Raw genomic sequence first — 22,065 nt, forward strand, 5'->3', positions numbered from 1 at the left:
GTCCGGTCAGGCCATCGCACCGCCCGACGACTGACGGCGGCGCAGCTTGTACGCGCCGACGCCGAGGCCGCCGACCAGCAGGGCCGTACCGGCGGCCAGGCCGCTGCCGGTCATCGCCATACCGCCGCCACCGGTGTGCACGCCGCCACGGGGACCGCCGCCACCGCGGCCACCCTCCTCGTCGCCGAAGTCGCCACCGCGACCGCCTTCGTCGTCGCCGAAGTCACCGCCGCGACCGCCTTCGTCGCCGCCACGGCCACCTTCGTCGTCGCCGCCGCGGCCGCCCTCGTCGCCGCGGCCGCCTTCCCGGTCGGTGATGATGCCGGCCATGAAGCCACCGCCGGCGTGCACGCCGCCACGGGGTCCGCCGCCGCGACCGCCCTCGTCGCCGCCACGGCCGCCACCGCGACCGCCCTCGTCGTCGCCGAAGTCGCCGCCGCGACCGCCTTCGTCGTCGCCGCCACGGCCGCCTTCGTCGCCGCCACGGCCGCCTTCGTCGCCGCCACGGCCGCCTTCGTCGCCGCCACGGCCGCCTTCGTCGCCGCCGCGACCGCCTTCCCGGTCGTCAGCTGTGATGCCGGCCATGAAGCCACCGCCGGCGTGCACGCCGCCGTTCGGCCTGCCATGGCCGCCGCGACCGCCTTCGTCGCCGCCGCGACCGCCTTCGTCGCCGCCGCGACCGCCTTCGTCGCCGCCGCGACCGCCTTCGTCGCCGCCGCGACCGCCCTCGTCGCCGCCGCGCCCCCCTTCGTCGCCGCCGCGGCCGCCTTCGTCGTCGCCGTAGTCGGACCCGCGGTCATCGCCGAGAGAGGTAGGGATACCGCTGGTGTGTCCCGCGTCCGCGGCCATGGTCATGGCATAGGCGGAGGGACCAGTAATGGAGAGAACCGCCGTGACAGCGGCCGTAGCGAACAGTGTGCGGGCAGAGCGCATCTGAACACATTCCTTCCGACGCAACCGCGAAGAGTGACTGGGTGTCGACTCATTGTGGCGCAGTAGCGACATGATCCACCGTCAGCCAGAATTCGTTTCGGCGCCATCGGGGAATGCCTCATTGGAGGTAAGCGGTGGGCTTTCCGAGCTGATAATCACCCGTTGGACTGCATACGAAGCCACTTGAGGTTTGAGCGCTGACGGACCACCCGTTTGCCGATGTTTTCACGCGGTGGCGTAATGGCCCGACCGTACCCAAATGGCCATCCGACAGCCCCGCGGTGGATGTCAATGCCGCACGTGGTAAGGCGAGTTGAGGTGAGTGTCGCAGCGCCTCGGGCGAGAGGCGTACGCGCGGCGCCCGGCGGGCCTGCGGCCGGGGCGGCCCCCTCGAACCCCTGTCGGCGGCGTACGCGAGCGCATAGCGCGACGACAGCTGAGCTGCTTGTTTTCTGCCGCCGAACGGGGAAACGGAACGGGTGGACACGCGGACAGCGGTTAATCGGTTGTCGTGCCGGGCGGCTCCCTGCTGTACTCCCCGCAGTACTTGACCGACCGAGGAGAAGATCATGCGCGGAACTCTCATGTTCATTCAGGCGGAAATTGCCACCGATCTTGAAGACATGGAGTTTCGTGCACGCGCTGAATCTGGGAATTCTGGCGCATGTCGACGCCGGTAAGACGAGCCTGACCGAGCGGCTGCTCCATGCCGCCGGTGTCATCGACGAGATCGGCAGCGTCGACGACGGAAACACCCGGACCGATTCCCTGGCGCTGGAACGGCAACGCGGCATCACCATCAAATCCGCGGTCGTCTCGTTCGCCATCGACGACATCACGGTCAATCTGATCGACACCCCCGGCCACCCCGATTTCATCGCCGAGGTGGAACGGGTGCTGAACGTGCTCGACGGCGCCGTGCTGGTCGTCTCCGCCGTCGAGGGCGTCCAGGCGCAGACCCGCGTGCTGATGCGGACGCTGCAGCGCCTGCGTATTCCCACGCTCATTTTCGTGAACAAGGTCGATCGCGGCGGCGCGCTGGACGGGGCCGTGCTGCGGAGCATCGCCGAGAAGCTGACCCCGGCCGTCCTCGCCATGGGATCGGTCGAGGACCCCGGCGGCCGGGACGCCCGCTGCGTGCCGTACACCGGTGCCGACGCGGACTTCACCGACCGGATGGCCGAACTCCTCGCCGACCACGACGACGCCCTGCTGGCCGCGTACGTCGAGAACGCCGCGGCACTCCCGTACAGCAGGCTGCGCCAGGCGCTGTCGGCCCGGACCAGGCAGGCGCTCGTGCATCCGGTGTTCTTCGGCTCGGCGATCACCGGGGCGGGGGTGGGTGACCTGATCGGCGGGATCAAAGAGCTGCTGCCCGCGGGTAAGGGCGATGCCGACGGGCCGGTCTCGGGCACCGTCTTCAAGGTGGAGCGGGGTCCGGGCGGCGAGAAGACCGCGTACGTCCGGATGTTCTCGGGCACGGTACGCGTCCGTGACCGGCTGCCGTTCGGCCGGGGCGACGAACGCTCCGAGGGGAAGGTGACCGGGATCAGTGTCTTCGACCGCGGCTCGGCCGTGCGCGAGGCGGCGGTCGGGGCGGGCCGGATCGCCAGGCTCCGGGGCCTGGGTGACATCCGGGTCGGCGACACGGTCGGCGCGGCGGACACGACCGCGCCGGGCCGCTGGTTCGCCCCGCCGACGCTGGAATCGGTCGTGGTCCCCAGTGCTCCGGCGAGCAGGGGCGAGCTGCATTTCGCGCTCGCGCAACTCGCCGAACAGGACCCATTGATCAATCTGCGGCAGGACGACATCCGCAAGGAAGTGTCCGTCTCGCTCTACGGCGAGGTGCAGAAGGAGGTCATTCAGGCGATGCTCGCCGATGAATTCGGAATCGATGTCACCTTCCGCAGGACCACGACCATCTGCCTGGAACGGCCGAACGGCAGCGGTGCGGCCTACGAGGTCGGCGACCAGGACCCCAATCCCTTCCTGGCGACGATCGGCCTCCGGGTCGACCCGGCGCCGGTCGGCAGCGGTATCGCCTACCGGCTGGGGGTCGAGCTCGGATCGATGCCGTACTCCCTGATGAGAGCGGTGGAGGAGACCGTCGGGGAGACCCTGCGGCAGGGACTCCACGGCTGGCAGGTCACTGATTGCGTCGTCACCATGACGCACTCCGGCTACTGGCCCAGGCAGAGCCACTCCCATGCCGTCTTCGACAAGAGCATGTCGAGCACCGCCGGGGACTTCCGCAATCTGACCCCGCTGGTCCTGATGAGCGCGCTGAAGGAGGCCGGCACCACGGTGTACGAACCGATGCACCGCTTCCGCCTGGAATTCCCCGCGGACGTGCTCGGCCCGCTCCTGCCCGTACTCGCCCATCTTCGCGCCGTGCCCGGGACACCGGCCGTGCAAGGAGCGGCCTGCGTGCTGGAGGGCGAGATTCCGGCGGCCCGCGTCCATGAACTGCAGCAGCAGCTCCCGGGCCTGACGCGCGGCGAAGGGGTCCTGGAATCCGGCTTCGACAGCCACCGGGCAGTCGTCGGTACGCCGCCGGACAGGCCGCGCACCGACCGCGATCCGCTCAACCGAAAGGAGTACCTCCTGCAGACGGTGCGCAGGATCGCCGGACGGGAGGATTCCCGCTGACCGGCCCCGGCGCGTGCCTCCGCCCCCGTCCGTACACACGTGCCCGGACCTGCACGGCTCCCGTTCCGCCGCGTTGTAGGGCACCCTTGGCTGCTTCCCCATCGCCGCCCGCAGGGAGCCAGTGCACCGTTGTCCAGAGTTGAGATCGCCCACGAACAGAACCATCTCGACATGCTCCACGCCAGAGTGGAGGCCCTCCGCGAGCACGCCGGGCAGCAGCTGACCGGTGTGCTGCGGGAGACCGGCGGCACCCGGCAGGGGAGGCTGGAACGAGAGGCCGCCGCCGCCCGCTACGCCGGTCAGGTCGCACGCTACGACGCCGCCGAGAACGGCCTCTGCTTCGGGCGGCTCGACCTGCGCGACGGGGACCGGTACTACATCGGCCGGATCGGGCTGCCCGCCGAGTCCGCCGACGACGACCCGCTGCTGCTCGACTGGCGTGCCCCGGCGGCCCGCGCCTTCTACGTCGCCACGCCCACGGCCCCGCACGGGGTGCGCAGACGCCGCCACCTCACCACCCGGGGCCGGCAGGTCGTCCGCCTCGACGACGAGGTGCTCGACCGGGACGGCGTACCGGACAGCGAACTGACCGGCGAGGCGGCCCTGCTCGCCTCCCTCGACGCCGGGCGCACCGGCCGCATGCACGACATCGTTGCCACCCTCCAGGCCGAGCAGGACGCGATCATCCGCTCCGACCACCGCGGCGTCCTGGTGGTGCAAGGCGGCCCTGGCACCGGCAAGACCGCGGTCGCGCTGCACCGGGCCGCGTATCTGCTCTACACCCACCAGCAACTGGCCTCCCGGGGCGTGCTGGTCGTCGGGCCGAACCCCACCTTCATCGGGTACATCGGCCAGGTGCTGCCCGGCCTCGGCGAGAACAGCGTGCTGCTCTCGACCGTCGGCGAGCTGTTCCCGGGGATCCGCGCGGACCGTGCCGAGGAGCCGGAGACCGCCGAGCTGAAGGGGCGTAAGGAGATGGCGGCCGTGATCGCCGCCGCGATACGGGACCGGCAGGTGCCGTCCGGGAGCGGGCTCCAGGTCGAGTTCGACGGGGACACCGTCCACCTCGACCACGAGGAGTGCGTACGCGCCGCCGACACCGCCCGCGCGACCCGGCTGCCGCACAACCTGGCCGCGTCCGTCTTCCGGCGCGAGATGGTGGGCGCGCTCGCCCGGCGGGCCGTGGAGGCCACCCGTGAGCTCGCCGACCGGCTGGAGGCGGACATCGCCGAGGTGCTCGCCGAGGCCGGTCTCGACCGTGCCGTACGCGCCGACCTGGACGCCCTGCCGGGGCTGCTCGGCGACGACGACTCGGCCGCCGCGCAGGAACGCACCGAGGCGCAGGACATCGCCGACGCCCGGCGCCTGCTCGCCACCGACGCCGACGTACGGGCCGCGCTCGACGCCCTGTGGCCGCCCCTTACCCCGCAGCAGCTGCTGACCGACCTGTACGGGCAGCCCGCGCGCCTGGCCTCGGCCGCGCCCGGACTCACGGACGGGGAGCGGAAGTTGCTGTTCCGTGCACCGGAGGACGGCGACGGCTGGAGCGCGGCGGACGTGCCACTGCTCGACGAGGCCGCCGATCTGCTCGGCCAGGACAACCGTGCGGCCGAGGCGGCCGCCGCACGCGAGCGTGCCGAGGGCGTCGCGTACGCACAGGGCGTCCTCGACCTCGCGGCGGGCGACGGGGAGGACGAGGAGGACGGCAGCCTCGCCGGACTCGTCGACGCGCAGACCCTCGCCGACCGCCATGAGGAGCGCACCGCCCGTACCGTCGCCGAACGGGCCTTCGCCGACCGGAGCTGGGTCTTCGGGCACATCATCGTCGACGAGGCGCAGGAGCTCTCCCAGATGGCCTGGCGGCTGCTGATGCGGCGCTGCCCGACCCGTTCCATGACCCTGGTCGGCGATGTCGCCCAGACGGGCGACGCGGCAGGGGCGTCCTCCTGGGCGTCCGCGCTCGCCCCCCACGTCGGCGACCGGTGGCGACAGGCCTCGCTCACCGTCAACTACCGCACCCCCGCGGAGATCATGGCGTCCACCAAGGACGTGCTCGCCGCGCTCGGCCCTGGCCTGGAACCGCCGCGCTCGGTACGGGAGACGGGCGTGGCTCCCTGGCGACTGCGCACCGACGACACCGCCCGCACCCTCGCCGACCTGGCCGCGAAGGAGGCTGCGGCCCTGGACGAGGGCCGCCTCGCCGTGATCGTCCCCGATGCCAGGCGCGACGAACTGGGCGCCGCGGTGGCCGGTGCGGTGCCGGGAGCGGTGTACGGGGACGACCCCGACCTGGAGAACCGCGTCGTCGTCCTGGGAGTGCGCCAGACCAAGGGCCTGGAGTTCGACACGGTGCTGCTGGCCGACCCCACAGCCGTGCTCCACAGCGCGACGCGAGGCCTCAACGACCTGTACGTGGCCCTGACACGCGCGACCCAGCGCCTCGGCATCGTGCACGAGGGCCCGGCCCCGGAGGTACTGACGACGGCGGTACCGGAACGGGGCTGAGGAGGGCGCGGGGCGCGGGCGCCGGCCACGGCACTAGTTCAGCAGTGCCCGCGCTGCCCGTGCCCGGCCGCGGATCGCTTCCGCCGCTTCCGGTTCGATACCGGCGACCACATCCGCGTACTCATCCATCTCCGCCGCCCCGCGCAGGAACTGTCCGCTCTGTACGAGCAGCTGCGCACGCTCGTAGCGCAGTCCGGCCGGGTGCGAGGGCAGGAGCAGCGACAGGTCCACCGCCCACAGGGCCACATCCGTCCGTTCCGGGCGGGCCGCAGCCCAGGCTCTGATGTTGTTCAGGACGCGCAGCACGATCTCCAGCGGCCGCGCGGGCACCAGTATCGAGTCCTCCAGGGGCTCCCCGGTCGCCCCCGCCACCAGCAGCTCCGCGTCCTGCCCGGTCATCGGGCGGCCGCCGTCGAACGGATCTGCCAGCACCCGCTGCGAGGGGTCGCCGAAGCCGACGACGAAATGACCGGGCAGCGCGACCCCGTACACCGGGGCGCCGGCCCGCCGCGCGACCTCGATCCACACCACGGACAGCAGGATCGGCAGCCCGCGCCGCCGTCGCAGTACCTCGTGCAGCAGCGAGGACTCCAGCCGCTGGTAGTCCGCCGACGAGCCCGCGAAGCCGCACCGCTCGCCGAGCAGTTCCGCCAGGGCCGAGGCCCAGGCCCGGCCGCCCTGCACTCCGTACGGAAGCCGGCCCGCCAGCTCGTCCAGTTCGATCTGCGCCGCGTCGATCCCGTGCGCGTCGAGCGCCGGGTCGGCCACCGCGCCCAGCAGCAGGCACAGCAGCGCGAGGTCCGGCCGCTCGGCGCGCGCCTCCTCGGCGAACCGGCTGCGCGGATCCTCCCTCTCGGGGTCCATGGGACCGCCCGCCTCCGTCACGCCGACCGGAAGTGGTGATAGAGGTGATGGACCGCGAACCCCATGCCCTCGTACAGCGCCCGCGCCCCGTCGTTGTCCGTCTCCACCTGCAGCCACGCCGCCGACGCGCCCTCGTCCAGGGCCTTGCGGGCGAGTGCGGTCATCACGGCGGTGGCGAGGCCCCGGCGCCGGTACTCGGGACCGACCTCGACGGCCATGAAGCCGGCCCAGCGCCCGTCCACCACGCACCGCCCGATCGCGGCGGGCGCCGCGCCCTCGGCATCACCGGGCACGGAGGCGAACCACACGGAGGGGCCGGAGCGCAGCACCTTCAGCACGTGCGCCCCCGGGGTGTCGAAGCGCTGATAGCGGGAGAGCCACGTCTCGTCGAGGTCCCGGACGAGCCGCACCTGCGACACATCCGCGTCCAGATCACCGATCGGCGCCAGCGCGGCGATCCGTACCTCCGCGCTCACCTCGCGCCGCCACCCGCGCTGCTCCAGCTCCGCACAGAGCAGCTCCTGGGTGCCCTCGGCGCCGGTCGAGGCCTGGAGGTACGCGGGCAGGTCCCGCTCCCCGTACCACTGCCGTACGCGTCCGAGCGCCTCGTCGAGCGGGACACCCGGATCGCCGAGCGGCAGCACGGAATTGGCGCGCCGGGTGAACCCCCGCGCGGCACGCAGCCGCCAGTCGCCCAGCGGCTCGCTCTCCACCGGCTGCCAGGCGCGGGCGAGGACGGGCGCGAGCTCCTCGAAGGAGGCCGCGGGGCCGCGCCGCCGGGCCGGGGCGGCGGGCACGACCTTGCCCGCGACCAGCGTCGATTCCTCGATACGGACCCAGTCTCCGGCCCTCGTTGTGATCGACAGCACACCGTTGTCCCACGATGTGAGAACGCCTACCGTGTCCGTGAACACCGGCCCTCGCGGGCCACGCTCGGCCGTGCGCCGGACTGATACCCGTTTGCCCACGTCAGCCGGTGTAATTCGGACTTCGAGTTGTCCGCCGATGGTGAATTCCACAGCTCTGTCCGCCCCTCCTGTTCGGTTCGTGCCCGGGAACGGAGATACTAGGGGCGGGCATCGACGACGCCGCGCTCCCGCGCGAGAGCCAACGCCCTACCGAGGAGGAACGACAGCGTGACCTACGTCATCGCGCAGCCTTGTGTCGACGTAAAGGACAAGGCCTGCATCGAAGAGTGCCCCGTCGACTGCATCTACGAGGGCCAGCGGTCCTTGTACATCCACCCGGACGAATGCGTCGATTGCGGAGCCTGTGAACCGGTGTGCCCGGTCGAGGCGATCTTCTACGAGGACGACACCCCGGAGGAGTGGAAGGACTACTACAAGGCGAACGTCGAGTTCTTCGACGACCTCGGGTCGCCCGGTGGTGCCTCCAAGCTGGGCCTGATCGAACGAGACCACGCGTTCATCGCCGCGCTGCCGCCGCAGAACCAGTAGCCGGCGGCCGGCACGTGCGTCGCCCCGGTCCCGTACGGCTCGTCACCGTGCGGGACCGAGGCGTTTTCACGCCCGAGCGGCCCAGCAACCCTCGGAACCCCAGTACGAGAAAGCAGAGATCCGTGTCCGCAGTCTCCCCCCGCCTCCCGGTCTTTCCCTGGGACAAGCTCGCGCCCTACAAGTCGACGGCCGCCGCCCACCCGGACGGCATCGTGGATCTGTCCGTCGGCACGCCCGTCGACCCGGTGCCCGAGCTGATCCAGCAGGCGCTCGTCGCCGCCGCGGACAGCCCCGGCTATCCGACGGTGTGGGGGACCGCCGAGCTGCGTGACGCGATCACCGGCTGGCTGGAGCGGCGGCTCGGTGCGGTCGGCGTGGCGCACGAGAACGTCCTGCCGGTCGTCGGTTCCAAGGAGCTGGTGGCCTGGCTGCCGACCCAGCTCGGCCTCGGCGCGGGCGACAAGGTGGCGTACCCGCGGCTCGCCTACCCGACGTACGAGGTCGGCGCCCGGCTCTGCGGCGCCGAGCCCGTCGTCTACGACGACCCTGCCGAGCTGGACCCGGCGGGCCTGAAACTGCTCTGGCTCAACTCGCCGTCCAACCCGACCGGCCGCGTCCTGTCCAAGGAAGAGCTGATCCGGATCGTCGCCTGGGCGCGCGAGCACGATGTGCTGGTCTTCAGCGACGAGTGCTACCTGGAGCTGGGCTGGGAGGCCGAGCCCGTCTCCGTACTGCATCCGGATGTCTGCGGCGGTACGTACGAGGGCATCGTCGCCGTCCACTCGCTCTCCAAGCGCTCCAACCTGGCCGGATACCGCGCGGCCTTCATCGCGGGCGACGCGGCCGTGCTCGGCGAACTGCTGCTGATCCGCAAGCACGGCGGAATGATGACCCCGGCCCCGGTCCAGGCGGCGACGATCGCTGCCCTCGGCGACGACGAGCACGTCGCCGAGCAGCGGACCCGGTACGCGGACCGGCGCGCGGCCCTGCGCACGGCGCTGGAGGCCCACGGCTTCCGGATCGAGCACAGCGAGGCGAGCCTCTACCTGTGGGCGACGCGCGACGAGCCGTGCTGGGAGACCGTGGCGTACCTGGCGGAGCTGGGCATCCTGGTGGCACCGGGCGACTTCTACGGGCCGGCCGGTGAACGCTTCGTACGCGTGGCGTTCACGGCGACGGACGAGCGGGTGGCCGCGGCGGTCAAGCGGCTGGCCTGACGTCCGGCGGTACGCACGAGGGGCCTCGGGAGTGCGCACTCCCGAGGCCCCTCGCACATACCGCGCCGGTGGACCGGCCGACCGGGTCAGCCGATCGGCAGACCCTGCGTGGGCAGGCCCTGCGTGGGCAGGCCCTGCAGGCCGCCCTCGGTCGCGGCACCGGCGGCGCTGCCGAGGACCTCGCCCGCGCTGCCCGCGGCACCGCCGGCGGCGTCCTGCACGGTCGGGGTGGCCTGGGCGCCAGCCTTGCCGACGGTCCTGCCCGCGGCCGGGAGGGCCGTTCCGACGATCCTGCCGCCGGTCTCGCCCGCCGCCTTGGTGCCCTGCTGGGACGCGCCGTCGACCGCCTTGCCGAGACCGGCGCCGTCGACGGCGGTCAGACCGCCGAGCTCCGGGGCCTGCGGGAGCTCCGCGGCACCTGCGGCACCGGCCGCACCGACCACGGGGGCTGCACCCGCGGCGATCAGCAGCGCGGCACGGGTGATCCGGCGGGTCAGGGGGAGGGACATGATGCTCCTTCGACGGGATGAGGAAGATGACGAATCTGTCTGTCCGTTGATCGGACGCAATGACAACCGTCGTGAGGGTGGGGGAGGTTGCGGGACGCCGAGGTAAAGAGTGGGTAATGCGTCACATAATCCACAACGGAGGAACCCGGGCAGACGTCACATTCCCGAATGACTTGATGAACCGTCACTTCCCTTTATGCGCAAGGGAATTGGTGAGTCGGACAGGAGGAGTCGGAGGCGCCGGACCGGAGGCCGTTCCGGGAGGGCCGGATAACGCCTTCGGGTGAAGGTCCGTACTAGCGAGCGAGCCGCATGCGGACCTCGGTGGTGCCCGATTCCTCACGCTCCGTCCGCCAGCCCGACCCGGCCTCCCACACCCGGCCCGCGTACGCGACCTCGTCCAGGTGCAGCGCCTCGGACCGCGCGACCGCCCAGTGCGCGAGCTCCCAGCCGCGCCGCGCCGCGCCGTCGTCCCCCGAGGCGCGGGCCGCCCGCACCGGCACCGAGACCGTGCTCGTCGCCGGCGCACCGGCGGCGGCCTTCCCGTCCTGTGCCGGAGACGTCTTCGCGGGTAGCACACCCTTGCCGAAGTCGCGCACCAGCTCCGCCCGCACCTTCGCGGCGTCGGCCGTCGCGGCCGTCGTCCGCGGCGGCGTGCAGTTCAGTGTGGCGGGCGCACGGCCCGTCAGCGCGGCCGCCAGCAGCGCGGCGTCCGGCTCGTGCTTCGCGTACGCCTGCGGGAAGCCACTGCGCTGGACCCGCTGCGCGGCGACGGTAAGCGGCAGTCGCGAGTAGCCGGGGACCTCGGCCAGGTGCCGGTAGAACTCCCCGGACGAGTAGACCGGGTCCAGGATCTGCTCCTCGGTGCCCCAGCCCTGCGAGGGGCGCTGCTGGAACAGTCCCAGCGAGTCCCGGTCGCCGTGCTCGATATTGCGCAGCCCCGACTCCTGCAGCGCGGTCGCCAGCGCGATCGTCACCGCCCGCTCCGGCATCCCGCGCGAGGTGCCGACGGCGGAGATCGTCGCGGCGTTAGAAGCCTGCTCCGGACTCATCCGGTACGTACGGCCCTTGCCGGCCGAACCGTCGGCGGACTCCACGGTGCACCCTTCGGTGACCTTGCTGCCCGATACGTACTGAACGGTCAGGTATCCGCCGAGTGCGGCGAGCACCACAAAGGCTGCCGCGATACGGAAGAGGCGGCTGCGGCCGGTGTGTCGGCGGGCGGGGGATGCGGTCCGGGGCACGGGGCCACCGTACTGGAGTGCCCGGCGGGGACCGAGGGCCCAGTCCCCAGGAGCCGTTCCCCGGACAGGCTCTAAGGTCGGTCCCATGCCCGAAAGCACACTTGACCTCACTCTGGACGGCCCGGCGCTCACCGCCCGGCTCGTCGACTTCCCCTCGGTCAGCGGCCAGGAGAAGGAGCTCGCCGACGCGATCGAGTCGGCGCTGCGCGCCCTGCCGCATCTGACCGTCGACCGGCACGGCAACAACGTCGTGGCCCGGACGAACCTGGGCCGTGCCGAGCGGGTCGTACTCGCCGGGCACATCGACACCGTGCCGATCGCCGACAACGTGCCGTCCAGGCTCGACGACGACGGCCTGCTGTGGGGCTGCGGCACCTCCGACATGAAGTCGGGCGTCGCCGTCCAGCTGAGGATCGCCGCGACCGTGCCCGAGCCCAACCGCGACCTCACCTTCGTCTTCTACGACAACGAGGAGGTCGCCGCGCACCTCAACGGCCTCGGACACATCGCCGAAGCCCACCCCGAATGGCTGACGGCCGACTTCGCCGTCCTTCTGGAGGGCTCCGACGCCGAGGTCGAGGGCGGCTGCCAGGGCACCCTGCGGGTCTTCCTCCGTACGGAGGGTGAGCGGTCCCACTCCGCGCGCAGCTGGATGGGGTCCAACGCCATCCACGCGGCCGCCCCGATCCTCGCCCGCCTCGCGGCGTACGAACCGCGCCGCCCGGTCATCGACGGCCTCGAATACCACGAGGGCCTCAACGCCGTACGGATCGAGGGCGGCGTGGCCAACAACGTCATCCCCGACGCCTGCACCGTCGTCGTCAACTACCGGTACGCCCCCGACCGCGGTCCGGAGGAGGCCCTGGCCCACGTCCACGAGGTCTTCGCGGACTGCGGCGTCGTCGAATTCACCGTCGACGACCACTCCGGCGCGGCCATGCCCGGCCTGTCGCATCCGGCGGCCAAGGCCTTCATGGCGGCGGTCGGCGGCACCGCCCGGCCCAAGTTCGGCTGGACCGACGTCTCCCGCTTCGGCTCCCTCGGCGTTCCCGCGGTGAACTACGGACCCGGCGACCCGCTCCTCGCGCACAAGCGCAACGAGCACGTGAGGGTCGACCGGATCACCCACTGCGAGGAGCGCCTCCGCTCCTGGCTCACCAGCTGACCCTCGGCATTCTCCTGTCCGTAACCTCCGCCGCTCTACCCTGACCTGACAACAGATGGTCATTCGATCGTCGTCGGAGGGAGCAGGTCATGGGCAACCCCGAGGGAGCGCACGTACCCGAGGAGCAGCGGCTCGGACCGGTACTGCGCCGCAGGGAACAGGTACAGCCCGGCACCACCGACCAGCGGCTGCTGGACACCGAGGGCGACTCCGAGTGGGTGCACACCGACCCATGGCGGGTGATGCGCATCCAGTCGGAGTTCGTCGAGGGCTTCGGAGCCCTCGCCGAGCTGCCGAGCGCCATCAGCGTCTTCGGCTCGGCCCGCACCCCGGCCGGCGGGCCGGACTACGAGGCGGGCGTACGGATCGGCAAGGCCCTGGTCGAGGCCGGCTTCGCGGTGATCACCGGAGGCGGCCCCGGAGCCATGGAGGCGGCGAACAAGGGGGCGCGGGAGGCGAAGGGCGTCTCGGTCGGCCTCGGCATCGAGCTGCCCTTCGAATCCGGCCTCAACCCGCACGTCGACATCGGCGTCAACTTCCGCTACTTCTTCGTCCGCAAGACGATGTTCGTGAAGTACGCCCAGGGCTTCGTCGTCCTGCCCGGCGGCCTGGGCACCCTGGACGAACTCTTCGAGGCCCTCACGCTCGTCCAGACGGGCAAGGTCACCCGCTTCCCGATCGTGCTGTTCGGCACCGCGTACTGGAGCGGACTCGTGGACTGGCTCCGCGACACGGTGGTGGCCCAGGGCAAGGCGTCCGAACACGACCTGCTGCTGTTCCACGTCACGGATGACGTGGACGAGGCGGTGAACCTGGTGACGAAGGAGGTCGGCAAGTAGCCGCCCTTCCACCTCCAGTCCCTCCGGCGTTTGAGGAGCGGGGGTCCGGGGGCAGAGCCCCCGGTTACGGGAAGAGTGGGGTCTCCCCTGCTCGAACGAAGTCGAGAGCTTGGGGATGGGTAGGGGACAAGCCCGCCGCAGGCGCCCCACCGCCCCGCCCCGCCCCCCACCCGCCCCGCTACGCCAACCCCCTCCGCGCCACCGCCGGCCCCCGCCACCCCGCGATCGCCCCCACCATGTCCAGCACCTGCCGTGTCTCGGCCACCTCGTGCACCCGGTACACCCGCGCCCCCAGCCACGCCGAGACCGCCGTCGTCGCCAGCGTCCCGATCACCCGCTCCTTCACGGGCCGATCGAGCGTCTCCCCGACGAAGTCCTTGTTGGACAGTGATACGAGGACGGGCCAGCCGGTCTCCTCCATCTCGCCGAGCCGGCGCGTCGCCTCCAGCGAGTGCCGGGTGTTCTTCCCGAAGTCGTGACCGGGGTCGATCATGATCCCGTCCGGCCGCACTCCGAGCCCCACCGCCCGCTCGGCCAGCCCGACCGTCACCCTCAGGATGTCCGCCATCACGTCGTCGTACGCGACCCGGTGCGGCCGGGTCCGCGGCTCGGCGCCGCCCGCGTGCGTGCACACGAGCCCCGCTCCGTACCGCGCGGCGACCTCCGCGAGCTTCGGGTCGACACCGCCCCACGCGTCGTTCAGCACATCCGCACCGGCCTCGCAGACCGCCTCGCCGACGTCATGGCGCCAGGTGTCGACGCTGATCACCACATCCGGGTGGCGGCGCCGCACCTCCGCGACGAACCCCACCGTGCGACGGGCCTCCTCCTCGGCGGTCACCTCCGCGCCGGGGCCCGCCTTCACACCCCCGATGTCGACGATCGCCGCGCCCTCCGCGATCGCCTGCTCGACCCGGGCCAGCGCGGGCTCGTCCCGGAACGTCGCGCCCTGGTCGTAGAAGGAGTCCGGGGTACGGTTCACGATCGCCATGATCACCGGCTCGTGCGCCCCGAATTCGCGCCGCCCGAGCCTGAGCGCACCGCTTCGCATCCCGTGTATCTCCTCTGGTAGACAGCTGGTGGACCGCTGGTGGACCGCCCCGCGGACTGCTCCGCGGGCCGCCTGCGACCCTAACTGTCGGTGCCGCATGGCACGATCGGAGGCGGACAGGTTTCCGCTCCCGGGGAGATGCGCGTGTTCTGGTTCTTGCTGCTGGCGATGGTGGTGGTCGTGGCCGTGGTCACCCTCGCGGTGGTCGGCGGGGGGAAGAGCGCCGTCCTGCAGGACGTGGCGCCCGAGCGGCTGACGGACTCGCTGCCCGCGACCCGCCCGGTGGGCCGTGCGGATGTCGAGGCGCTGCGGCTGCCGGTGGCCGTACGCGGCTACCGCATGCCCGATGTCGACGAGGCGCTCGGCAGGCTCGGCGCCGAGCTCGCCGAGCGGGACGCGCGGATCGCGGAACTGCAGTCGGCGCTGGCCGGCGCGCAGGCGACCGCGGTGGGCGGCCCCGATCTCCTCAAGCGGCCGCAGGACCGGCCGCAGCTGACGGGGGAGCGGCCCGAAGACCGCCCGCGGGCACCATGGGCCGCGCCCGGGCAGGCCCCACATCCGCACCCACAGCAGCCGGACCGGCCCGGAGAGGAGCCCCGGCGATGAGCGGCGGCGCGGAAGCGGCCCCGGACGGCGGCCTGCGCTGCCCGTGGGGACTCTCCACCGAGGACTACCTCACGTATCACGACACCGAATGGGGCCGCCCCGTCCACGGCGACGACGCCCTGTTCGAACGGCTCTGCCTGGAGGCGTTCCAGTCGGGCCTCTCCTGGCTGACGATCCTGCGCCGCCGGGAGGGCTTCCGCTCCGCCTTCGCCGGGTTCAAGATCCCCGCGGTGGCGGAGTTCACCGACGCCGACAAGGAGCGCCTCCTCGCCGACGCTGGCATCATCCGCAACCGGGCGAAGATCGACGCGACCCTCGCCAACGCCAAGGTGCTGGCCGCCTGGCGGCCCGGCGAGCTGGACGAGCTGCTGTGGTCCTACGCCCCCGACCCGGCCGCCCGCCCGGCCCCGCGCACCCTGGGTGACGTACCCGCGGTGACCACGGAGTCCACGGCGCTGGCCAAGGACCTGAAGAAGCGCGGTCTGCGCTTCGTCGGGCCCACGACGGCCTACGCCCTGATGCAGGCCTGCGGCCTGGTCGACGACCACCTGGCCGACTGCGTGGCACGCGGCACCGCGGCGTAGACCCGGACGGCGGCTACCGCCCGAGGTACTTCGGCGTCTCCTTGTTCAGGAACGCCTGCACCGCGATCGTGTGGTCCTCGGACGCGCCCGCCTTCGTCTGGAGCTCGTCCTCCTTCTCCAGCGCCTCGCTCAGAGTGTGGGCGGCGCCGTAGGCCAGGGACTCCTTGAGCGCGGCGTACGCCACCGTGGGACCGGACGCCAGGGCGCGGGCCACGGCGGCGGCCTCGGCGGCCAGCTCGGCCGCGGGCACCAGCTTGTTCACGATGCCCAGCTCATGGGCGTCCTGCGCGGAGATCGAACGCGGGAAGAGCAGCAGGTCGGCGGCGCGGCTCTGCCCGATCAGGCGGGGCAGCGTCCAGGAGACGCCCGAATCGGCGGTGAGGGCGACCCCGGCGAAGGAGGTGTTGAACGAGGCGGTGTCGGCGACCACCCGGTAGTCGCAGGCGAGCGCGAACCCGAACCCGGCACCGGCGGCGACCCCGTTCACCCCGGCGACCACCGGCTTGGGCATCTGCGTGATGGCCCGCACGATCGGGTTGTAGTGCTCCTGCACGGTGCTCAGCGCATTGCCGCCGCCCGACTCGCGAGCCTCGTCGAGCTTGCCGACGTGCTCCTTCAGATCCTGGCCGACGCAGAAGGCGCGCCCGGTCGCGGTGAGCAGAACAGCCCGTACGGCGGTGTCGGCCGCCGCGGACTTCAGTGCGTCCCGGAGCGCCACCTTGGCCGCGGTGTCCATGGCGTTCATCGCGGCAGGACGGTTGATCGTGATCGTCGCGAGTCCGTCGCTCACTTCGTAGAGCACGCTGTCCGCCAACTGGTCGGCCATTTTCGCTGTCCCCTCTGCGCCTCGGGCAATGCCTGTCCAGGCAAGCATGGCCGACGCGGGCGGGAGCCAACATGTGACCTGCGTCTAACAATTGCGCCCCGATGGAGGGGCGAAGGGGACGGAGTATCGCAGCTGGATCGCCGAATTGGGTGGTTTTGAGAGAGCGCGTTGCGCAAGCGATGCCGACCGATGTTGGTCATCGGGGTCTGTGATGCGGGATAATGGGCTGGAAGCAATGTGTTCGATGCCGGTGAGACAGCGCCTGTCATGGGGCCGCCGGTTGTTATGAGCTGGTTTCAGGAAGGGGAACGAGCATGGCGGCCATGAAGCCGCGGACGGGCGACGGCCCGCTCGAGGTGACAAAGGAGGGGCGGGGCATCGTCATGCGCGTTCCGCTCGAAGGCGGCGGTCGGCTTGTCGTGGAGCTGACGCCGGACGAGGCCGATGCACTCGGCGATGCCCTCAAGAAGGTCGTCGGCTGAGCAGAGGCGCCCATAATTCTCCACTGCCCCGGCACGGTGCCCGTGCCGGGGCAGTGATGCGTCCACCCGGACACCAAAATCAAGCCCGGCACCAAAATCAAGCCCGTCCGGCGATTGAGGACACCCTCGGACGCCCCGCACACGGGTCACGGCACACGGGTCACGGGGCAAGCTCCGCCCCCCGGGGCGTCAGCCCCTGCGCACCGCGCACAGCAACCCGTCGCCCACCGGCAGCAACGTCGCCATCAGCTCCTGACTCTCCCGCACCGCACGCAGCAGCTCCCGCAGCCGCAGCACCTCCGCGGGCTGTGCGGCGGAGTCGACCGTACGGCCGTCGGCGAAGACGCCCTCGAAGCAGACCAGGCCGCCCGGCCGCAGCAGGCGCAACGATTCAGCGAGGCAGTCCAGGCTCTCCAGCCGGTCGCCGTCGCAGAACACGAGGTCGTATCCGCCGTCCGCGAGCCGCGGCAGTACGTCCAGGGCGCGGCCGGGAATGAAGCGGGCCCGATTGGCGGCGAACCCCGCGGCCCGGAACGCCTCACGGGCGAACTGCTGGCGCTCGGGCTCCGGGTCGACCGTGGTCAGTACGCCGTCCGGCCGCATTCCGTGCAGCAGATAGAGTCCGGACACCCCGGTCCCGGTGCCGATCTCGGCCACCGCTTTGGCGTCCGTCGTGGCAGCGAGCAGGCGCAGCGCGGCGCCGGTGCCTGGTGACACCGAGCGGAGCCCTGCCGCCCGGGCCCGGTCCCGGGCCCAGCGCAAAGCTTCGTCCTCGGCGACAAAGGCGTCGGCGAACGCCCAGCTCGTCTGCCGGTTGGCGGTAATGACCCTCTCCTGTCCCCGTAGTTGGCGCAACGGTGACTGTATCCGCTGTACCCGGGAACCCGCAGATGGGACCGGGCGTTATGGAGAGACAGGGGAGAGCCCGTGGATTCGGCCCGCAGATCGGGTCCGGGAGCCATGGGCCGGCGGTTCCGGGGTGATCCCCGGCCCCAGCAGGAAAAAGGCTTATCCGGAGCTAACGGGCGAGGTGGCTATGGTAGGGGCTCCACTGGACACCACCAGAGCCGATAGGGGAGGTGCGGCTGCGCCTGTGGATCGGAGAGGAGTGCTGCGGCGCTTCCTCAGGTCGGCGGGTGAGCCGAAATCCGTGACCGACATCGCTGACCGTTCTTCCAACGATTCCGCACCGACTGCGACCTTCGCCTCAGATGCGGACTCCCAGGCGTGGACGCCGCCCTCATGGGAAGAGATCGTCAGCACGCACAGCGGCCGTGTCTATCGCCTCGCCTACCGGCTGACGGGCAACCAGCACGATGCGGAGGACCTCACCCAGGAGGTCTTCGTGCGCGTGTTCCGGTCGCTGTCGACCTATACGCCTGGCACCTTCGAGGGCTGGCTGCACCGCATCACGACCAACCTGTTCCTGGACATGGTCCGTCGTAAGCAGCGGATCCGCTTCGACTCCCTCGGTGACGACGCCGCCGAGCGGCTGCCGAGCCGTGAGCCGTCCCCGCAGCAGGCCTTCAACGACACCCACTTCGACGCGGATGTGCAGCAGGCGCTGGACACTCTCGCGCCCGAATTCCGTGCCGCTGTCGTGCTCTGTGACATCGAGGGCCTTTCGTACGAGGAGATCGCCGCGACGCTCGGCGTGAAGCTCGGCACCGTGCGCAGCCGCATCCACCGCGGTCGCTCGCATCTGCGCAAGGCGCTGCAGCACCGTTCGCCCGAGGCTCGTGCCGAGCAGCGCTCGCTGGCGGGCGCGATCCTGGCGGCGGAGGGCGGTACGGCGTGAGCAGCACAGCTCCGACCCCTGCGGAACAGCACCTGGGGGACCGGCTCGCCGCGCTTGTCGACGGCGAGCTGAAACACGACACCCGCGAGCGGGTCCTCGCCCACCTCGCGACCTGCGCCAAGTGCAAGGCCGAGGCTGCCGCCCAGAGGCGCCTGAAGAGTGTCTTCGCGCAGTCCGCCCCGCCTTCGCCGTCCGAGGGGTTCCTCGCCCGGCTGCAGGGCCTTCCCGGGGGACCGGGGGGTGACGACGACGACCGGGGGAGACCGTTCGGCGGCTCCGGGCGTTTCGCCGACGGGCTCTTCCCCATGATCCAGCCGTCCGCCGGCCGCACGGAACCGCCGGGCAGTGCGTCGCTCGGGGGGTTCGGCTTTTTGCCGGATCCGCACGGCTCGGCCGCCGTACTGCCGGGCGGCTCCTCCCGTTCCGGCTTCCGTATCCATGAGGTGGGCCGTGAGGCGGACCGGTCGCCGTGGCGCGGCCGGAGGTTCGCCTTCGCAGCCGCCAGCGCCGTGTCGCTGGCGGCCATCGCGCTGGGCGGTGCCCTGCCGACCACTGCGGGCGGCGGCTCCCCGGCCCGCGCCGGAGGCGCCGGAAACGCGGTGACCCCGCTCGACACCGCGTCCCGCGGCGAGAGCGGCAGCTCGGTGAGCCGTCGCAACGGCGGCGGCCAGGGCAGAGCCACCGCGACGGAGGCGGGCGACCGCTCGGCCGTCGCCGCCGCGCCGCCGTCACCCGCGCCGGGGGTCACACCGTCGGCGCCGTCCACGGCTCTCGCGCCGCCCTCCACCGGAGGGTTCGGCTCCAGTGGAAATGTCTCCGGAAACACCTTCGCGGTTCAGGTCCTGTCCAATGTGTCCGCGCCACCGCTGATACGTCCGATCGGCACCACCCCGCTCTTCGCCCATGTGCTCGGGCGACTCGCCCCGCCGCCGCCTCCGGTTCCCTCCGTGGCGCCGTCCTTGACGTCCTCGTCGGTCTCGGCCCTCCCCACCCCCGACGACCGGGGTCTGCCGCTTTCCTACCGGCGCTGACCGGGGTCTGCGCAGAGATTCGCAGACCTGGTTGAATTCCGGGCAGGAGTTCCGGGAGGGGCGCCCCTCCCGGGGCGTGCAGAGGCCGGTTGCGGCAGTTGCGGGGAGAGCATGGAAGACGGGAAGTCCACGGAGCCGAAGGCGAAGTGGTGGAGCAGGCCCACGCCGGGAGGCACCACCCGCACGGCACCGGACGAGCCGTCCCCGCCCGCACCCGAGCCCGCGGCCCCCGTACCGGCCACGCAGCCCGTGGCACCTCTGCACGAGCCCGATCAGTACAGCACCCCGCCGTACGGCGGACCCGGCCCGTGGGCGCCCGCACCCCCCGTACAGCGACCGGTCCCGACCCCGGCCCACGGCACCCCCGTACCCCCGCAGTACACGGGGACGAACGGCGCAGGCCTGACACCCCCGCCCCCGCCCCTCGTGCCACAGCAGCCACAACCACAGCAGCCGCTCCAGCCCCAGCCGCTCCAGCCACAACCCCAGCCTCAGCCCCCGCAGGCCCAGCCGGCGCAGTGGCTCCAGTACGATCCCTGGGGTGCGCCCCGGCAGCCGCTGACCAGCCCCGGCCCGCCGCTCGGCGCCGACGGCGGCCGCAGGAAGAACCGCCGCGGCTCCCTCCTCGTCGGCGCGCTGCTGCTCGCCCTGGTGGCGGGCGGCATCGGCGGCGGCATCGGGGCGTACATCGAGCGCAACGGCGGCCTCACCCGGGTCGAGCTTTCGCAGACCGGGCGGAACGACGCCGGCCGCGCCCCCGACAGCGTCGCGGGCATCGCCGCCAGCGCCCTACCCAGCGTGGTCACGCTGCACGTCAGCGGCACCACCGAATCCGGCACCGGCACCGGCTTCGTGCTCGACGACTCCGGCCACATCCTCACCAACAACCATGTCGTCGCCCCGGCCGGGTCCTCCGGCGACATCACCGTGACGTTCAGCGGCGGCGAGACCGCGCGCGCCGAGGTCGTCGGCAAGGACAGCGGCTACGACCTCGCCGTGGTCAAGGTCACCGGCGTCTCCGGCCTCAAGCCGCTGCCGCTGGGCAACTCCGACAATGTGCGGGTCGGCGACCCCGTGGTGGCCATCGGCGCACCCTTCGACCTGTCCAACACCGTGACCTCCGGCATCATCAGCGCCAAGGACCGGCCGATCACCGCGGGCGGCGAGAAGGGTGACGGCAGCGACATCAGCTATGTCGACGCGCTGCAGACCGACGCCCCGATCAACCCGGGCAACTCCGGCGGCCCGCTCGTCGACACCGAGGCCCATGTCATAGGCATCAACAGCGCCATCCGGGCCGCCGACAGCGGTTCGGCCGCCGAGGGCGCCCAGGCGGGCTCCATCGGCCTCGGCTTCGCCATCCCGATCAACCAGGGCAAGCGGGTCGCCGAGGAGCTGATCAACACCGGGAAGGCCACCCACCCGGTGATCGGCGTCACCCTGGACATGGAGTACGCCGGGGACGGCGCCAGGGTCGGCGCGAAGGGTGCGGCCGGCAAGCCCGCGGTGACGCCCGGCGGGCCGGGCGCCAAGGCCGGGATCAAGCCGGGCGACGTCATCACCGAGGTCGACGGCCGGCGGGTGCACAGCGGTGAGGAGCTGATCGTGAAGATCCGCGCACACCGGCCCGGAGACCGTCTGGACCTCGGTCTGACCCGCGGTGGTAAAGACCTGTCCATCTCTTTGACGCTCGGTTCGGCAACCGGCACGTGACAGCCACGGGACGCTACCGCGTGGACAGTTTCGCCGGGTACCGTGGGCCGGGTCCGGACCTCGACCGACACGGTCTCGGAGAACACGAGGAGCAACAGGGTGTTCAATGACATAGGCGCACTTGAGCTGGTGACGCTCGCGATCCTGGGTGTGCTGATCTTCGGCCCGGACAAGCTGCCCAAGGTTATCCAGGACGCCTCGCGCTTCATCCGCAAGATCCGTGAGTTCTCGGAGAGCGCCAAGGAGGACATCCGTACGGAGCTGGGCCCGGAGTTCAAGGACTTCGAGTTCGAGGACCTCAACCCCAAGACGTATCTCCGCAAGCAGCTCATGGACGGCAATGACGACCTGGGGCTGAAGGAGATCCGCGAGAGCTTCGACCTGCGCAAGGACCTGGCCGAGGTCACCGACGCGGTGAACGGCCGGGAGAGCGCGGCCGTGGAGTCCGCGGAGTCCCGCAGCGGCGTGTCCAGCGGCTCGGCGGCCATCGCGGCCAGTGGCTCCGCAGGCACTCCGGACCTGCTCAAGAAGCGTGCACAGCCCGCGAAGGACGACCGTCCGCCGTTTGACGCAGACGCCACCTGACACCGGT

Annotated in this window: 22 protein-coding genes; 14 read left to right on the top strand and 8 right to left on the bottom strand. The window is 71.7% G+C overall.

Annotation, left to right across the window (positions count from 1 at the left end; translation table 11 throughout):
* Nucleotides 1–6: 6 nt before the first annotated feature.
* Nucleotides 7–141, bottom strand: a complete 135-nt coding sequence (locus OG507_RS26560; protein ID WP_327369682.1) for a hypothetical protein — start codon at nucleotides 139–141, stop codon at nucleotides 7–9.
* On the opposite strand from OG507_RS26560, the gene OG507_RS26565 reads away from it, so the two are divergent.
* The 3 genes from OG507_RS26565 to OG507_RS26575 all read left to right on the top strand — a co-directional run bounded on the left by OG507_RS26565 (nucleotide 136) and on the right by OG507_RS26575 (nucleotide 6,087).
* Nucleotides 136–999, top strand: a complete 864-nt coding sequence (locus OG507_RS26565; RefSeq protein ID WP_327369683.1) for a hypothetical protein — start codon at nucleotides 136–138, stop codon at nucleotides 997–999. The genes OG507_RS26560 and OG507_RS26565 overlap by 6 nt on opposite strands.
* A gap of 567 nt (nucleotides 1,000–1,566) precedes the next feature.
* Nucleotides 1,567–3,582, top strand: coding sequence for a translation factor GTPase family protein (locus tag OG507_RS26570; RefSeq protein WP_327369684.1), 2,016 nt, complete (start codon nucleotides 1,567–1,569; stop codon nucleotides 3,580–3,582).
* A gap of 129 nt (nucleotides 3,583–3,711) precedes the next feature.
* The gene (locus OG507_RS26575; protein WP_327369685.1) at nucleotides 3,712–6,087 is read left to right on the top strand and encodes a HelD family protein; all 2,376 of its coding nucleotides are present in this window, start codon (nucleotides 3,712–3,714) and stop codon (nucleotides 6,085–6,087) included.
* 33 nt (nucleotides 6,088–6,120) lie between these two features.
* Here the strand turns inward: OG507_RS26575 and OG507_RS26580 are convergent, their stop codons facing one another.
* Together OG507_RS26580 and OG507_RS26585 are read right to left on the bottom strand one after the other, a co-directional pair.
* On the bottom strand, nucleotides 6,121–6,951 hold the full coding sequence (locus OG507_RS26580) for a transglutaminase-like domain-containing protein (RefSeq protein ID WP_327369686.1): 831 nt from the start codon (nucleotides 6,949–6,951) through the stop codon (nucleotides 6,121–6,123).
* 17 nt (nucleotides 6,952–6,968) lie between these two features.
* Nucleotides 6,969–7,970 carry a GNAT family N-acetyltransferase gene (locus OG507_RS26585; RefSeq protein WP_327369687.1) on the bottom strand — a complete coding sequence of 334 codons (1,002 nt, stop codon included), beginning with the start codon at nucleotides 7,968–7,970 and terminating at the stop codon, nucleotides 6,969–6,971.
* A gap of 117 nt (nucleotides 7,971–8,087) precedes the next feature.
* On the opposite strand from OG507_RS26585, the gene fdxA reads away from it, so the two are divergent.
* Nucleotides 8,088–8,408, top strand: coding sequence for a ferredoxin (gene fdxA, locus OG507_RS26590; RefSeq protein WP_018956287.1), 321 nt, complete (start codon nucleotides 8,088–8,090; stop codon nucleotides 8,406–8,408).
* 122 nt (nucleotides 8,409–8,530) lie between these two features.
* Nucleotides 8,531–9,625, top strand: coding sequence for a succinyldiaminopimelate transaminase (gene dapC / locus OG507_RS26595; protein WP_327369688.1), 1,095 nt, complete (start codon nucleotides 8,531–8,533; stop codon nucleotides 9,623–9,625).
* A gap of 86 nt (nucleotides 9,626–9,711) precedes the next feature.
* Here dapC and OG507_RS26600 read toward each other — a convergent pair whose 3' ends face one another.
* Nucleotides 9,712–10,134 (bottom strand): ATP-binding protein, encoded by a 423-nt coding sequence (locus tag OG507_RS26600; RefSeq protein WP_327369689.1) that lies wholly within the window; start codon nucleotides 10,132–10,134, stop codon nucleotides 9,712–9,714.
* A gap of 296 nt (nucleotides 10,135–10,430) precedes the next feature.
* On the bottom strand, nucleotides 10,431–11,378 hold the full coding sequence (locus tag OG507_RS26605; protein ID WP_327369690.1) for a hypothetical protein: 948 nt from the start codon (nucleotides 11,376–11,378) through the stop codon (nucleotides 10,431–10,433).
* Between the two features lie 85 nt (nucleotides 11,379–11,463).
* Here OG507_RS26605 and dapE point away from each other — a divergent pair, with 85 nt between their 5' ends.
* Together dapE and OG507_RS26615 are read left to right on the top strand one after the other, a co-directional pair.
* Nucleotides 11,464–12,543: a succinyl-diaminopimelate desuccinylase gene (gene dapE / locus OG507_RS26610; protein ID WP_327369691.1), complete on the top strand. Its 1,080-nt coding sequence runs from the start codon at nucleotides 11,464–11,466 to the stop codon at nucleotides 12,541–12,543.
* A gap of 89 nt (nucleotides 12,544–12,632) precedes the next feature.
* Nucleotides 12,633–13,382: a TIGR00730 family Rossman fold protein gene (locus OG507_RS26615; protein ID WP_327369692.1), complete on the top strand. Its 750-nt coding sequence runs from the start codon at nucleotides 12,633–12,635 to the stop codon at nucleotides 13,380–13,382.
* 178 nt (nucleotides 13,383–13,560) lie between these two features.
* Here OG507_RS26615 and folP read toward each other — a convergent pair whose 3' ends face one another.
* Entirely contained in the window at nucleotides 13,561–14,433 is an 873-nt protein-coding gene (gene folP / locus OG507_RS26620; protein ID WP_327369693.1) for a dihydropteroate synthase, read from the bottom strand.
* 144 nt (nucleotides 14,434–14,577) lie between these two features.
* On the opposite strand from folP, the gene OG507_RS26625 reads away from it, so the two are divergent.
* The gene (locus OG507_RS26625) at nucleotides 14,578–15,039 is read left to right on the top strand and encodes a hypothetical protein (RefSeq protein ID WP_327369694.1); all 462 of its coding nucleotides are present in this window, start codon (nucleotides 14,578–14,580) and stop codon (nucleotides 15,037–15,039) included.
* The gene (locus OG507_RS26630) at nucleotides 15,036–15,623 is read left to right on the top strand and encodes a DNA-3-methyladenine glycosylase I (protein ID WP_327369695.1); all 588 of its coding nucleotides are present in this window, start codon (nucleotides 15,036–15,038) and stop codon (nucleotides 15,621–15,623) included. Before OG507_RS26625 ends, OG507_RS26630 begins: the two co-directional genes overlap by 4 nt.
* Nucleotides 15,624–15,636: 13 nt before the next feature.
* On the opposite strand, the gene OG507_RS26635 is transcribed toward OG507_RS26630, so the two are convergent.
* A complete protein-coding gene (locus OG507_RS26635; protein WP_327369696.1) occupies nucleotides 15,637–16,449 on the bottom strand; it encodes an enoyl-CoA hydratase/isomerase family protein in 813 nt (270 codons plus the stop codon).
* Nucleotides 16,450–16,763: 314 nt separating this feature from the next.
* On the opposite strand from OG507_RS26635, the gene OG507_RS26640 reads away from it, so the two are divergent.
* Nucleotides 16,764–16,931, top strand: coding sequence for a DUF3117 domain-containing protein (locus tag OG507_RS26640; protein ID WP_003966491.1), 168 nt, complete (start codon nucleotides 16,764–16,766; stop codon nucleotides 16,929–16,931).
* Between the two features lie 189 nt (nucleotides 16,932–17,120).
* Here OG507_RS26640 and OG507_RS26645 read toward each other — a convergent pair whose 3' ends face one another.
* Nucleotides 17,121–17,786, bottom strand: a complete 666-nt coding sequence (locus OG507_RS26645) for an O-methyltransferase (RefSeq protein ID WP_327369697.1) — start codon at nucleotides 17,784–17,786, stop codon at nucleotides 17,121–17,123.
* A 181-nt stretch (nucleotides 17,787–17,967) separates the two neighbouring features.
* Here OG507_RS26645 and sigE point away from each other — a divergent pair, with 181 nt between their 5' ends.
* From sigE to OG507_RS26665, 4 genes are all read left to right on the top strand, one after another.
* Nucleotides 17,968–18,729 carry an RNA polymerase sigma factor SigE gene (sigE, locus tag OG507_RS26650; RefSeq protein ID WP_327369698.1) on the top strand — a complete coding sequence of 254 codons (762 nt, stop codon included), beginning with the start codon at nucleotides 17,968–17,970 and terminating at the stop codon, nucleotides 18,727–18,729.
* Nucleotides 18,726–19,760, top strand: coding sequence for a zf-HC2 domain-containing protein (locus OG507_RS26655; protein WP_327369699.1), 1,035 nt, complete (start codon nucleotides 18,726–18,728; stop codon nucleotides 19,758–19,760). The genes sigE and OG507_RS26655 overlap by 4 nt, the downstream gene beginning before the upstream one ends.
* 111 nt (nucleotides 19,761–19,871) lie before the next feature.
* Nucleotides 19,872–21,473 (top strand): S1C family serine protease, encoded by a 1,602-nt coding sequence (locus OG507_RS26660; protein WP_327369700.1) that lies wholly within the window; start codon nucleotides 19,872–19,874, stop codon nucleotides 21,471–21,473.
* Nucleotides 21,474–21,572: 99 nt separating this feature from the next.
* Nucleotides 21,573–22,058, top strand: coding sequence for a sec-independent translocase (locus OG507_RS26665; RefSeq protein ID WP_327369701.1), 486 nt, complete (start codon nucleotides 21,573–21,575; stop codon nucleotides 22,056–22,058).
* The last annotated feature ends 7 nt before the right edge of the window (nucleotides 22,059–22,065 follow it).

The sequence above is a fragment of the Streptomyces sp. NBC_01217 genome (genome assembly GCF_035994185.1).
GTDB lineage: Bacteria > Actinomycetota > Actinomycetes > Streptomycetales > Streptomycetaceae > Streptomyces.

Excerpts from the sequence above, each read along its gene's own strand:
- OG507_RS26580 (WP_327369686.1), bottom strand. The coding sequence starts at position 6,951 with ATGGACCCCGAGAGGGAGGATCCGCGCAGCCGGTTCGCCGAGGAGGCG.
- OG507_RS26600 (WP_327369689.1), bottom strand. The coding sequence starts at position 10,134 with ATGTCCCTCCCCCTGACCCGCCGGATCACCCGTGCCGCGCTGCTGATC.
- dapE (WP_327369691.1), top strand. The coding sequence starts at position 11,464 with ATGCCCGAAAGCACACTTGACCTCACTCTGGACGGCCCGGCGCTCACC.
- OG507_RS26615 (WP_327369692.1), top strand. The coding sequence starts at position 12,633 with ATGGGCAACCCCGAGGGAGCGCACGTACCCGAGGAGCAGCGGCTCGGA.
- folP (WP_327369693.1), bottom strand. The coding sequence starts at position 14,433 with ATGCGAAGCGGTGCGCTCAGGCTCGGGCGGCGCGAATTCGGGGCGCAC.
- OG507_RS26630 (WP_327369695.1), top strand. The coding sequence starts at position 15,036 with ATGAGCGGCGGCGCGGAAGCGGCCCCGGACGGCGGCCTGCGCTGCCCG.
- OG507_RS26635 (WP_327369696.1), bottom strand. The coding sequence starts at position 16,449 with ATGGCCGACCAGTTGGCGGACAGCGTGCTCTACGAAGTGAGCGACGGA.
- OG507_RS26640 (WP_003966491.1), top strand. The coding sequence starts at position 16,764 with ATGGCGGCCATGAAGCCGCGGACGGGCGACGGCCCGCTCGAGGTGACA.
- sigE (WP_327369698.1), top strand. The coding sequence starts at position 17,968 with ATGGTAGGGGCTCCACTGGACACCACCAGAGCCGATAGGGGAGGTGCG.
- OG507_RS26660 (WP_327369700.1), top strand. The coding sequence starts at position 19,872 with ATGGAAGACGGGAAGTCCACGGAGCCGAAGGCGAAGTGGTGGAGCAGG.